Below are 11,907 nucleotides of genomic sequence, written 5' to 3'. Positions count from 1 at the left end.
CGTCGTGACCGAACCCCTGCTCGAAATCTCGGATTTACAAGTGTCTTTCGGCTCCGTCGCGGCCGTGCGCGGCGCGGATCTGGTCGTCGACCCGGGGGAGCGGGTCGCGGTGGTGGGCGCCTCCGGCTCCGGGAAATCCACCCTGGCGCACGCGATCATGGGCCTGCTGCCCGGCTCCGGGCGGGTCACCGGCGGCAGCCTGCGGTGGCGCGGCGAGGATGTCACCCGGGCCGACGAGAAACGGCTGCGGCGGCTGCGCGGCCGCGAGATCGGGCTGGTGCCACAGGATCCCATGTCGAACCTGAATCCCGTGGCCCGCGTCGGCAGGCAGGTCTCGGAAACGCTGCTGGCGCACCGGCTCTGCGGGCGGCGCGAGGCGTCGCAGCGCGCGGTCGACCTGCTGGCGCAGGCCGGGCTGCCGGATGCGCGGCGGCGGGCGCGGCAGTATCCGCACGAATTCTCCGGCGGCATGCGGCAGCGCGTGCTGATCGCCATCGGGCTGGCCTGCCGCCCGGAGCTGCTGATCGCCGACGAACCCACCTCGGCGCTGGATGTGACCGTGCAGCGGCAGATCCTGGACCACCTGCAGGACCTCACCCGCGACCTGGGCACCGCCCTGCTGCTGGTGACCCACGACCTGGGCCTGGCGGCCGAGCGGGCCGACCGGGTGGTGGTGATGTCGGAGGGCCGGATCGTGGAGTCCGGCCCGGCGCGGCAGGTGCTCACCGATCCGCGGCAGGACTACACCCGGCGGCTGGTGGCGGCCGCCCCGGCGCGCATGACGCCGCGGCAGAAGACGGTGGCGGACAACGGATCTCCCATCCTTCAGGTCGAGCGGGTCAGCAAGGAGTACCGCATCCGCGGGCGCGGCGGCCTGCTGCGCGCCGTGGACGACGTGTCGTTCACGATCGGCCGCGGCCGCACCACGGCCATCGTGGGCGAATCCGGTTCGGGGAAGACCACCGTCGCGCGCATGGTGCTGGGCCTGGTGCCCGTCACGTCCGGGACGATCACCCTGGACGGTGCGGGGCTGCTGGGTCTGCGGGGCGATCGGCTGCGCGCGGCGCGGCGGGCCATGCAGCCGGTGTTCCAGGACCCCTATGCCTCACTGGATCCCATGTGGACCGTCGAGCGGCTGATCACGGAACCGTTGCGCGCCTTCGGCGTCGGCGATCGCGTCACCCGCCGCGCCCGGGTCGCCGAACTCCTCGACCAGGTCGCGCTGTCGCCGGACCTGGCCCAGCGCTACCCCAACCAGCTCTCCGGCGGCCAGCGCCAGCGCGTCGCCATCGCCCGCGCCCTCGCCGTCGACCCCCGGCTGGTCGTCTGCGACGAGGCGGTCTCCGCCCTGGACGTCCTTGTCCAGCAACAGATCCTGACCCTGCTGTCCTCCCTGCAGGACCGCCTGGGCCTGAGCTACCTGTTCATCTCCCACGACCTGGCCGTGGTCCGCGCCCTCGCCCACGACGTGGTCGTCATGCGCGAAGGCCGGGTGGTGGAACAGGGTCCCGCCGACGAAGTCCTCACCAACCCGGCCGACCCCTACACCAAGCAACTCCTGGAAGCCATTCCGGGCGCGGGAGTCCTCACCTCGAACTGAATCGTTTGTCGCACACGAGTTCTCAGGCCGACTCCCTGCGGGCCGCCAGTTCGCCGGGCAGCTGGGAGGCGTAGACGGTCTCGTGAATCGGTGTGGGGACGCCGGTTTCACGGCCGAAGCGGACCACCGCGCCGTTCTGGTATTCCAGTTCGGACGGTCGGCCCGCGAGCAGGTCGCGTTGCATGGAGGAGGTGGTGTCGGGGCTGAAGCCCTCGAACACCTTCATCATGCGGTCCACATCGGCCTCGGCGAGCCGCACATCCCTGGCGCGGGCCACCCGCAGCACCTCGATCATGGCCGCCCGCACCAGCTCTCGGGTCTGCGGGCAGCTCGCGGTGACGCCGACCGGCTGCCGCGACAGCGCGCCCACCCCGCCGTAGGACGAGATCAGCATGAGCTTGCGCCACAGCGTGGCCGAAATGTCCTCGGAGCGAGTGATTCCCACCCCGGCCTCGGTCAGCGCGGCCACCACCGGATCCAGTGCCGCATCGAAATCGGCTGTCGCCGGGCCGATCTCGAGGGTGGCATCGGGACCCAGGCAGGTCACCGCCCACGGTTCGGTGCGCTGGGCGATCACCACGCAGCTGGCGCCGAGCACCCCGCCCGGCCCGAGCGCCTCGACCAACTCGCCGGACGCCTCCACCCCGTTCTGCAACGGCAGCACGACCGTTCGCGGGCCGAGCACCGGCGCCAGCGCGGCGGCGGCCTCCCGCACCTGCCACGCCTTGACCGACACCACAGCCAGGTCCGGCGGCTCCGCGATCTCGGAGACCGCCGACACCGCGGCGACGCCCGGAACCTCGAGCCGCTCGCCGCCGCGCGTGAGCACCAGCGGGGCCCGCCCGGCGGCCGCGACGGTGGACTCGCGGCCCACCACGGTCACCTCGTGCCCCGCAGCACCCAGCACCGCCGCGAAATACAACCCGATACCCCCGGCACCGAACACCGTCACCTTCACGACACAAACTCCTTCGACATCGGATCCGCCACCGCTACGGGGCGGCGAGAGTTACGCGCGCGCAACACCTCCAAAGCCCAGTTGTACACCTCGTCGACCCGGGTGATCTCGTCCGGCATCGCGGGCGGATAGGCTTGCTGGAATGACCGAATGTGCTCTGGGTGCGCTACGCGTCGGCTACGTGCCGGGCGTCACGGTATCGAAATGGGCCCGGATCTGGGGCGAGCGATTTCCCGAGAGCCCCCTGGAGCTGGTCGCCGTCCCGCAGGCCGAGCAGGAGGCGGCCCTGCGCGAGGCCCGCGTCGACATGTGCTTCGTGCGCCTGCCGATCGACCGCGAGGGCCTGCACGCCATCCCCCTCTGGCACGAACTCCCCGTCGTGGTGATCCCCAAGGACCATCCGATCTCCCTGTTCGACGAGGTGTCCCGGGCCGACCTGGCCGACGAGCGCATGCAGGACGCCACCGATATCGACGCCATGGCCACCACGGTCGAACTCGTCGCCGCGGTCGGCGGCGCGGCCATCATGCCGCACTCGCTGGCCCGCCTGCACCACCGCCGCGACCTCACCTACCGCACCGTCACCGACGCCCCCGACACCCGGATCGCCCTGGCCTGGCCGATCGCCACCGAATCCCCCGCCATCGAGGAGTTCATCGGCATAGTCCGAGGCCGCACCGCCCACAGCTCCCGCGGCGCCACCGAACAGAAAAAGCGCGACACCACCGCCGAGCGCAAGAAAACCCCCGACCCCCACAAAAAGCCGTCCCGCCAGAAAACCAACCCCACCCGCAAAACCTCGAACCCCCGCCAGCGCAACACCTCTCGCCGCCGCGGCCGCTAACCCACTCCATGGTCCCGGCACGCCCCACTCCCATGGTCCTGGCATGCCCCCACCTCATGGTCCCGGCATGCCCCCACCTCATGGTCCCGGCATGCCCCCACCCCATGGTCCCGGCATGCTTTTGGCCGGGATCTCCCCACACGAAAACGGCGGCCCCCCAATCAAATCCGACCGGGCGACCGCCGTAAAAGCTCGCTCGCGAAACCTACCGCGGCTTACCCTGCAACCACGAGTCGCGGATGAGGATGCCCGCGAGGGCGATGGCGAAGCCGATGAGGAACAGGTAGCCGATATTGCCGGTGCCCGCGGAGCTGCCCTGGGGACCCTCGAAGAGCATGGCCAGCAGGATGACCACGACCACCCATCCGGCGACGCGGAAGGCGCGCCGCGACTCACCGCTCCAGCCCCACGCGGCGGACGGAACCTCGGCAGGGTCGACCTTGGTGACGACACCGGTGCTCTTGGCGGGTTCCACTTCCGTGCCGGCCACGTTCGCTCCCATCATTGCAGGCTTGCTGTAGGTCACCCCTATGGTGACATACGACCGCCCGTCGTAGCCAGCGGGGTGAGCGGGTGTCGGCGCGTCGGCCGTTGTCCGCGACAATGAAAGGGTGTCCGACATCGTGAGAGTCCTGCTGCTGGGCAGCACCGGTTCCATTGGCACGCAGGCACTGGAGGTGATCGCGGCCAACCCGGATCGCTTCCAGGTGGTCGGACTGGCCGCGCGCGGCGGCAATACCGCGCTGCTGGCCGAGCAGATCCGGGCCACCGGGACCGGCAACGTCGCGGTCGCCGATCCCGCCGCGGCCGCGAAACTCGGTGTGGCGCTGGCGGGTCCGCGGGCGGTGACCGAACTGGTCCGCCGCACCGACGCGGACGTGGTGCTCAACGCGCTGGTCGGCTCGCTCGGCCTGGAACCCACGCTGGCCACCCTGGAGTCGGGCCGCCGCCTCGCGCTGGCGAACAAGGAGTCGCTGGTCGCGGGCGGATCGCTGGTCACCCGCGCGGCCGCGCCCGGCCAGATCGTCCCGGTCGACTCGGAGCATTCCGCCATGGCCCAGTGCCTGCGCGGCGGCCGCGCGAGCGAGGTGGACCGCCTGGTGCTCACCGCGTCGGGCGGCCCGTTCCGCGGCTGGACCACGCGGATGCTGGAATCGGTGAATCCGGCCGAGGCCAAGGCGCATCCGACCTGGTCCATGGGCCTGATGAACACGCTGAACTCGGCGACGCTGGTGAACAAGGGCCTCGAGCTCATCGAGGCGCACATGCTGTTCGGCGTCCCCTACGACCGCATCGATGTCTCGGTGCACCCGCAGTCGATCGTGCACTCGATGGTCACCTTCGCCGACGGCTCGACCATCGCCCAGGCCAGCCCGCCCGATATGCGCCTGCCCATCGCCCTGGCCCTGGGCTGGCCCGACCGCGTCCCCGGCGTGCTCGCCCCCCTCGATTTCTCCACCGCGTTCTCCTGGGAATTCGAACCGGTCGACAACGCGGTGTTCCCGGCGGTCGAGCTGGCCCGGCGGGCGGGACAGGCCGGGGGCAGCGTCACGGCCTGTTACAACGCGGCCAACGAGATCGCGGTCGACGCGTTCCTCGACGGGCGGATCGGTTTCCCCGATATCGTGCGGACGGTGGGGCGTGTGGTCGAGTCGGCCGACCAGTGGCGGACCGAACCCGCTACCTTGGACGAGGTGCTCGCGGCGGATGCGTGGGCGCGAGAGCGTGCGCGCTCGCTGGTGAGCAACTGAGCAGGAGGGTTCGATACCGCAATGGGGTTCGCGATCGGGTTCGTGCTGTTCGCGCTCGGCATCACGGTCTCGGTGGCCCTGCACGAATGCGGCCACATGTGGGCCGCGCAGGCCACGGGAATGAAGGTGCGCCGCTATTTCATCGGCTTCGGCCCGAAGGTGTTCTCCTTCCGGCGCGGTGAGACCGAATACGGCCTCAAGGCCCTGCCACTGGGCGGATTCTGCGATATCGCGGGCATGACCGCCCTGGACGAGATCGATCCGAAGGATCTCGACCGCGCGATGTATCGGCAGGCGACCTGGAAGCGCCTGGTGGTCATGTTCGGCGGCATCGCGATGAACTTCTTCCTGGGATTCCTGCTCATCGTGCTGCTGGCGGTGGCCTGGGGCCTGCCGCGCCTGGACCAGCCGCCGGAAACGCAGATCTACCCGACCTGCGTCTCGGCCCAGAAGCCGGACGGAACCGTCGCGGACTGCACCGGGGAGGGCCCGGCGCAACTGGCGGGCATGAAGCGCGGCGATATCGTCGTCGCCATCAACGGCACCCCGATCCATACGTGGAAAGACCTGGCGTCGCTGACGGAGAACCAGACCGGCACGGTCGTCTACACCGTGGAGCGGAACGGCCAGAAGCTCGACCTCCCGGTGCAGCCGCAGCGTGCGGTGACCTATCCGAAGGACCCGAACACCGGACGGGTGTCGGCCACTCCGGTCATGTCCTCCAAGGTCGGTGTGGCCCCGGACTTCTACGACGTGCAGAAGTACGGCCTGGTCGCCGCGATCCCCGCCGCGGGCACCTTCACCGGTGACATGTTCGGCAAGACCTTCCAGTCGCTGGCGCAGATGCCCACCAAGGTAGTCAACCTGTGGCACGCCGTCACCGGCGGCAAGCGCGATATCAACACCCCCGTCAGCGTCTACGGCGCGAGCCGCATCGGCGGCGAGACCGCGGCCCACGGCAAATGGGGCGCGTTCGTTCTGGTCCTGGCGAGCCTGAACTTCTTCCTCGGCGCCTTCAATGTGCTCCCGCTGCTCCCCCTCGACGGCGGCCACATAGCGGTAGTCCTCTTCGAGAAGATCCGCAACACCTTCCGCCGCCGCCGCGGCCTGCAACCCGGCGGCCCGGTGGACTACATGAAACTGCTCCCCGCCACCTACGTCGTGGTGGTCATCGGCGGCGCCTACATGATCCTGACCCTGGTCGCCGACATCGTGAACCCGATCAAGATCTTCTAGCGCGCGGGCACAACCAGCCCGACCATTGTCAGAAGCTGCCGTACTCCTGAATCCAATGGAATCCGCGGCTACGTTGCGGGAAGCTGTTTTCGTCGAATCGGTGGAGGGTGACGGTGACTTGATGGCCATTGAACTCCCCGTCCAGGCGCAACCGATCGGGAGCCGGTTGTTGGAAGGTGAAGGCGCCTACCGATTCCGGCTGTCGCTGGGGTGCCATCGGATGCATTTGTACCGGGGCGGTGGCGGTTTGCAGGGTCAGGTGGTGGGACCGGGTGTCGACTTCTAGTTGGGCGGGCACCAGGGTGCCGTCCATTCGTTGGTACTGCATTATGCCGGGGGTGTCGAATACTACTCGCTGCCAGCGGTTTTCATCGGTCAGCAGGGGTGGTGCCAGCTGGCCGTCGCGGGTGAAGTCCTGGACCATCCAGATTCCGTAGAGCGGGGGCTTGGGTCGGTTCGGGCCGTACTGCTGCCAATAGCCCCAATCGGCGTGTATCTGGCCCGCGCCCATCCACAGACCTATCGCGATCTGCACCAGTGCTGCGATACGGCGTGATTGTCGCGTGTGGAATGGATAGGGCGCCGTCGAGGGTTCGGACGGTCGGTTGAAAACCAGGACCTCGATCAACCGTTTCGCTTCCGGCGCCAGCAGCACCAGGCTCATGAGCATGAGATGGCCGGAGCCGATTCGTACCGGCACATCGAAGTTCATGTCGAGGACGAACACCATCGCCATGTCGATCAGGGCCAGCACGGCACCGAGGATCGCGGTCCTCGGGATGAACAGCATCATTCCGGCCAGCGCTTCCGCTGTGCCCAGCAGGATTTCGTAGGACGGCGAGGACCCGACCTGGTTCCACAGCACCGACATCGGCGTCATATTGCCGTAGGGCTGTAGCAGTGTCGCCAACAAGGGTTCGGGCATCTGTATCGGAATCACCTTCCCCAGACCGTAAAACAGCATCTGCCCGCCCACACAGAGCCGTATGAACAGCAGAAACCACCCGGCGAGCCGACGGTGATCGGTGCGCCGCCGGGCCAGTAGGGTCCACCCGATCGTTGCGATCACGGCGACCACCAGCAGGGAGAACACCAGTACCCAGGTGACGGCCTGATCACCGCTGCCGCTGCCGCTCTGCACGGCCTCGACGCCGAAAACGGTGTGCCCCACCCATTTCAGCACGGGGGCGAGCAACCGGTCCTGCAACCGCAGCACATCCTCCGGCAGCCGCTCCGCCACCCATCCCAGGAAGGCGCCCGTGATCTGCGAATCCGTCAGGCACACCAGCCCGAAATATATGAAGCAGAACCGGAACACAATGCGGGTCAACGCATTCCAGCCCGATCGATCGGGTCCGGTGTCCGGTTGCTCCTGCTGCGAATCCATTGCCGTGGCGACCGCGCTCACGCCCGTCCCCTTTCTCATGAAAGCTACGGGCGAATGCTATGCGGCGCCTTACGTAAAAGGTCTCCGGCTAGTACCCGAATTCCTGGTGGGGGACGTCCCACTGCGGAACACCTGCTAGCACCATACCGATTGCACTGATCTAGGTGTGCCGCAACAGCGTTCGGCAGAGGTGGTCGGCCTGGCGGGTGGTTTCGGGCTGGCGGTACTTCGGGGTCAGGGCCAGGACTTCGGTGCAGGCGGTGGCCAGGTCGATGCGGTGGCCCACCGAGACGAAGACGGGCTTGATTCCGTCCTGGGTTCGTACCGCCTGCCCGACGACCTCGCCATCGATCGTGATGTCGCCTACTCCGCCACGCTCTCGGGCAGGTTCGGCGTAGTCTCCCCAAACCGTCTTGGCCACACCGATAGTCGGGACTCCCGTCAGCACTCCCAGATGACAGGCCAGCCCGAATCGTCGCGGATGCGCGACCCCCTGCCCGTCGCACACCAGCAAATCCGGTGTGGTGCCGAGCTTTTCGAGCGCCGCGATGGTCGTCGGCAGCTCTCGGAATGCGAGCAGGCCCGGCACATACGGGAAGGTGACCCGTCCGCGCGCCGTCGCGGTATCGATCGGTTCCAGCGTCGCCGCATCCAGGACCACCACCGCCGCAACCACATTGCCGTCATCGTCATAGGCGGAGTCGAGACCGGCGACGGTTCGGAAGTTCGGCGTTGCCGGATTGCTCGTCTCCACCAGCGTGCGCAGCCGATCCTGGAGCGCCACCGCCGCGTCCGGGTCGGTGGGGAGCTCGGGCGTCATGGTCAAATGCATTGCGTCGGAGTCCCTTTAGCGTGACCGGAGGTATTCGTCGTGCTCGCGGTCTTCGGCATGGTAGCGCTGGGTGAGCATGGTGAGGCGGTGGATTTCGGCGGCCATGCGGGTCGCGTCCAGCGGTCTGGCCACGATCGGGTCGCCGGTCTTCACGTAGTAGCGGCCGTCCTCGTAGTCCATCCACCAGAAGCCACGGCCGGGGGTAGGGCGGGCGTCGACGGCCGCGCCCGCGAAGACGCCGATCTCGCCGAGGCCGAGGCGCTGCCGCTGGAAGATGCGATTCAGCTGCTCGATGGCGTTGCCGGGGACGGCGATCGGCCGATTCCGGTCGGCCGCCACCTGCTCGCGGCGGACCTCGAGGGGCGGGCGGTTGCCGGGGCCGAGCTGGGGCAGCGCCGCCGCCGCGCGCTGGGCGACATGGCTCGAATCGCCGTAGTAGATCAGGACATCGGCTCCGGTGTCCTCGTTGTGGCCCGGAAGTTGGTGCAGCGCAACGCCCTCGCCGTCGCGCACCGCGCCGTGGAATCGGATGACCTCCGTCTGCTCCGGGCCGGTGAAGCCCTTCACCTCCACGCGCGCATCGGGTTCCAGCGCAATCTCGACGGCGCGGATCAGCTCGGGGGAGTACTCCCTGAGTAAGCCGTCCACGGCATCCTCCCGCTGCCGCTTCAGCTCGTCGAAATCCATTGTCTGCGTCTGGAATCGCAGCGGATACGGCAGCCGGTCCCTACCGTATGCGGCCCAGAGGATCTCGAATTCCTGCCCGGTGAATCGCCAACTATGCACGGTCGTAGTCTCCACCGATCACCGGCGGCACCGCCTTCGGCAGCGAGTCCAGGCCGGTCAGCTCGTCACCGTGCTCCTTGGTCACCAAATAGTCCGGCACACCGGACTTCTCACGCTCGTCCTCCTTACCCTTGCCGTGGCCCGGAGCACCCATGCCGGGCATACCGGACTGCCCCGCGGCGGCACCGCCGAGCCGAGCCGCGGCGGGCGACACAGTCGGACCTTGCGCCGGACCACCGGGAACGCTGCGACTGGGCGCACCCGCGGTCGTCCCGCGCCCCGCACCACCTCCGGTGCCGAGGCCGCCGCCTCCGAACCCTCCGTATCCGGGAATCCCGCTCCCGCCACCGGATTGCGTACCGCTCACACCGGCCGGGGTGGTACCGGTCCCGAGCCCACCCGGCTGCGCCCCGGACCCACCCTGCGCTGCGCCGCTCGGCGAGGTCGGGCTCTGCGATGTACTCGCGGTCTGGGTGGCGGGGTTCTGGTCGGTGCCATCGCCGGGCTTGCCGTCGGCGGGCTTGCCGTCGTTGGGGTTCTGGGGGTCACCGGGATTGGTTCCGCCGCCGCTGTTGTCGCCACCGGTGCCTCCGGTGCCGTTGCCGCGCCAGTTGTTCTGACTGACGCCGGGATCGACGGGTCCCGGGGGGACATCCGCAATCGCCTGTGGGACGGGCAGGACCGGTACGCCCTGATCGGTTTGCACGACGACCTGTCCGTAGACCGTGCGCAGAATGCGCTGCCCCTCCTTGGTCTGTTCTTCGTCGTTGTAGTCGCCCGCTTTCATGACCCCGTCCTTTGGCAGGGTCTTGCCACGGACATCGGGGCGCTCGGTGATTCCGGGAAACAGGGCCTGGGTCTGCTCGAGTCCGGTGTGCGCCTCGGCCAACTTGAGCCCGACCACCTGCGCGGCGGAGACGAGGTTCTGGGAATGCTTGGTGTAGTTGTTGACGGCATCGACTGCGGCGGTGGCAGCCTGGCCGGTCCAACCCGAGTGTGCGTCATCGCCGTTCACGGTTCGGGCGAAGTTGTTGTTGAACTCGTTGGAGGCCGCCATCAGATTCCAGCCGACGTCCCGCCAGCCATCCGACGCCGCTCGTACCTCGTCCGGCCGCATGTCGCTGACTTTCTGTCGCATCACGGGCAGCGAGAGACCTTCATAGATCTCGCAGTAGTTGATTATCGGCTTGTCGAATTCGCCTTGGAACGCGGAGTCGAACGAGCGAGTCTCACCGTAGATCCGGTCCCGTTCCTTGTTCCACTGATCTTGTGCCGAGATGATCCGCCGCTGGTAGTCATCGTATGAACTCACTGTGTACCGCCCGCTCGAGAGATCCGATCGGAATTCTGTCGATCCTGCTCGACGAAGTTCGCAATGGCTTTGGCGACAACCTCTTTGGCCGTTTTAACGACGTCCATGTGCTGCTGGAGGATCGCGTTGAGTGACTGGTCGGAGCCGGTAGCCTTTTCTCTGAATTTCTTTTCCAGGTCCTTCCCCGACTGGAAGGTGCCGAATCCACCTAGGACTCTCAGCCTGTCCGCCGACTTCATGATTCCGTTCAGACGGTTCAGGTAGTCGTCGCAGACCTGGTCGAGCCCTTTTCCGATCTCGGGGTCGAGCGACAGATGCCCAGAGTTCGCCTGCCCCAGCAGCCTTTGCCATTCAGCAGGATCAGCCCCCGCTATCATGATCCCTCCTCAGCTTTCAGGTAGATACTTGCTCAGGTCGTCAGCGTGGCGGCGGACCTCCACGCACGGATCTCCCTGCTTGCCAACCGAATAGTTCGTTTGCGTTTCGAATGTGACGCTGCCTTGTTGCAGCCCAACAGCAATGAAGCAGTTGAGGTGCTTGGTGTCGTCGTCCTCGAAGAACTGAACCGCTTCGTGGGGCCCAACGGTTGTCGGAGTGAAACCCACCATGTCCGGGCGATTCCGGATCTCCTGCAAAGTCCTGCCGATGGAATAGATAGTCAGGTCGTACCACTTCGTATTCGAGGTCCACGCGCACGACTTCGACCCAGGGAACTGCTTCCCGAACACCCCTGCCTGCTTCGTCGCCGGATCCAGCCCGGTCTCGGTCAACACCGAGTCCGACAATGCGCACGGGTCCCACAAGTTGGCGGCACCCTCGGTCGTCGTAGCCGCAGCCGACGTTGCGGGAGCGCTACTAGTCCCCGTAGCCGACCCCTCGGTGCTCTTCCCACACCCCCCCAACACCAACACAGCCCCCACCGCCAGAGCAGCCCCCCGCACTCCCATCCCGCCGCCCGTCATGTGTTCCCTTCGCCTCGGAGCCCATCAGCCTCGAACGGGGAGAAGTCCCGGTTCCCCCCATCATCCGTCCAGCAGATTACCCCGACCACCCCCCACTCCGACCTCGCTCAACCGTTTCGCCCCCGCGAACCACCCCCAATCTCCCTTGTCACCGCACTCACGCGGCAACCGGTAACCCCACAGCACTAGACTCGCTACGACGGGTGGAGCACACGCAGATGAAAGCGAAGGTAGGCAGC

At 67.6% G+C, this 11,907-nt stretch carries 13 protein-coding genes; 4 read left to right on the top strand and 9 right to left on the bottom strand.

Translation table 11 applies throughout. The features are described 5' to 3' along the window. Nucleotides 1-4: 4 nt before the first annotated feature. Nucleotides 5-1,600, top strand: coding sequence for an ABC transporter ATP-binding protein (locus tag HPY32_RS43320; protein WP_067585991.1), 1,596 nt, complete (start codon nt 5-7; stop codon nt 1,598-1,600). A gap of 22 nt (nt 1,601-1,622) precedes the next feature. Here the strand turns inward: HPY32_RS43320 and HPY32_RS43315 are convergent, their stop codons facing one another. Both HPY32_RS43315 and HPY32_RS46020 read right to left on the bottom strand, forming a co-directional pair. Next, a complete protein-coding gene (locus HPY32_RS43315) occupies nt 1,623-2,558 on the bottom strand; it encodes a ketopantoate reductase family protein (RefSeq protein ID WP_067585994.1) in 936 nt (311 codons plus the stop codon). Continuing rightward, the gene (locus HPY32_RS46020; RefSeq protein WP_269456501.1) at nt 2,555-2,677 is read right to left on the bottom strand and encodes a hypothetical protein; all 123 of its coding nucleotides are present in this window, start codon (nt 2,675-2,677) and stop codon (nt 2,555-2,557) included. The genes HPY32_RS43315 and HPY32_RS46020 overlap by 4 nt, the downstream gene beginning before the upstream one ends. A gap of 23 nt (nt 2,678-2,700) precedes the next feature. Here HPY32_RS46020 and HPY32_RS43310 point away from each other — a divergent pair, with 23 nt between their 5' ends. Next, nucleotides 2,701-3,402 carry a LysR family substrate-binding domain-containing protein gene (locus HPY32_RS43310; RefSeq protein WP_067585997.1) on the top strand — a complete coding sequence of 234 codons (702 nt, stop codon included), beginning with the start codon at nt 2,701-2,703 and terminating at the stop codon, nt 3,400-3,402. 205 nt (nt 3,403-3,607) lie between these two features. On the opposite strand, the gene HPY32_RS43305 is transcribed toward HPY32_RS43310, so the two are convergent. After that, complete coding sequence (locus HPY32_RS43305; protein WP_067595486.1) at nt 3,608-3,892, bottom strand: DUF2631 domain-containing protein; 285 nt, start codon at nt 3,890-3,892, stop codon at nt 3,608-3,610. Between the two features lie 121 nt (nt 3,893-4,013). On the opposite strand from HPY32_RS43305, the gene dxr reads away from it, so the two are divergent. Together dxr and HPY32_RS43295 are read left to right on the top strand one after the other, a co-directional pair. Continuing rightward, nucleotides 4,014-5,153 carry a 1-deoxy-D-xylulose-5-phosphate reductoisomerase gene (dxr, locus tag HPY32_RS43300; RefSeq protein WP_067586000.1) on the top strand — a complete coding sequence of 380 codons (1,140 nt, stop codon included), beginning with the start codon at nt 4,014-4,016 and terminating at the stop codon, nt 5,151-5,153. 21 nt (nt 5,154-5,174) lie between these two features. Continuing rightward, nucleotides 5,175-6,389, top strand: coding sequence for a M50 family metallopeptidase (locus tag HPY32_RS43295; RefSeq protein ID WP_067586003.1), 1,215 nt, complete (start codon nt 5,175-5,177; stop codon nt 6,387-6,389). Nucleotides 6,390-6,417: 28 nt separating this feature from the next. On the opposite strand, the gene HPY32_RS43290 is transcribed toward HPY32_RS43295, so the two are convergent. The 6 genes from HPY32_RS43290 to HPY32_RS43265 all read right to left on the bottom strand — a co-directional run bounded on the left by HPY32_RS43290 (nt 6,418) and on the right by HPY32_RS43265 (nt 11,653). After that, a complete protein-coding gene (locus HPY32_RS43290) occupies nt 6,418-7,797 on the bottom strand; it encodes a DoxX family protein (RefSeq protein WP_231951580.1) in 1,380 nt (459 codons plus the stop codon). A 139-nt stretch (nt 7,798-7,936) separates the two neighbouring features. Then, a complete protein-coding gene (locus HPY32_RS43285) occupies nt 7,937-8,596 on the bottom strand; it encodes an endonuclease V (protein ID WP_231951581.1) in 660 nt (219 codons plus the stop codon). A gap of 27 nt (nt 8,597-8,623) precedes the next feature. Continuing rightward, a complete protein-coding gene (locus tag HPY32_RS43280) occupies nt 8,624-9,394 on the bottom strand; it encodes an ESX secretion-associated protein EspG (RefSeq protein WP_067586009.1) in 771 nt (256 codons plus the stop codon). After that, entirely contained in the window at nt 9,387-10,706 is a 1,320-nt protein-coding gene (locus HPY32_RS43275) for a hypothetical protein (protein ID WP_067586012.1), read from the bottom strand. The genes HPY32_RS43280 and HPY32_RS43275 overlap by 8 nt, the downstream gene beginning before the upstream one ends. After that, nucleotides 10,703-11,083: a hypothetical protein gene (locus HPY32_RS43270; RefSeq protein WP_067586016.1), complete on the bottom strand. Its 381-nt coding sequence runs from the start codon at nt 11,081-11,083 to the stop codon at nt 10,703-10,705. Before HPY32_RS43270 ends, HPY32_RS43275 begins: the two co-directional genes overlap by 4 nt. A 9-nt stretch (nt 11,084-11,092) precedes the next feature. Further along, nucleotides 11,093-11,653 (bottom strand): DUF3558 domain-containing protein, encoded by a 561-nt coding sequence (locus HPY32_RS43265; RefSeq protein WP_253950229.1) that lies wholly within the window; start codon nt 11,651-11,653, stop codon nt 11,093-11,095. Nucleotides 11,654-11,907: the final 254 nt, after the last annotated feature.

The organism is Nocardia terpenica, from assembly GCF_013186535.1.
GTDB lineage: Bacteria > Actinomycetota > Actinomycetes > Mycobacteriales > Mycobacteriaceae > Nocardia > Nocardia terpenica.
The sequence above is the reverse complement of the archived record's forward strand: the minus strand, read 5'-3'. Positions and strand labels throughout refer to the sequence as shown.

Excerpts from the sequence above, each read along its gene's own strand:
- HPY32_RS46020 (WP_269456501.1), bottom strand. The coding sequence starts at position 2,677 with ATGCCGGACGAGATCACCCGGGTCGACGAGGTGTACAACTGGGCTTTG.
- HPY32_RS43310 (WP_067585997.1), top strand. The coding sequence starts at position 2,701 with ATGACCGAATGTGCTCTGGGTGCGCTACGCGTCGGCTACGTGCCGGGC.
- HPY32_RS43295 (WP_067586003.1), top strand. The coding sequence starts at position 5,175 with ATGGGGTTCGCGATCGGGTTCGTGCTGTTCGCGCTCGGCATCACGGTC.
- HPY32_RS43285 (WP_231951581.1), bottom strand. The coding sequence starts at position 8,596 with ATGACGCCCGAGCTCCCCACCGACCCGGACGCGGCGGTGGCGCTCCAG.
- HPY32_RS43270 (WP_067586016.1), bottom strand. The coding sequence starts at position 11,083 with ATGATAGCGGGGGCTGATCCTGCTGAATGGCAAAGGCTGCTGGGGCAG.
- HPY32_RS43265 (WP_253950229.1), bottom strand. The coding sequence starts at position 11,653 with ATGGGAGTGCGGGGGGCTGCTCTGGCGGTGGGGGCTGTGTTGGTGTTG.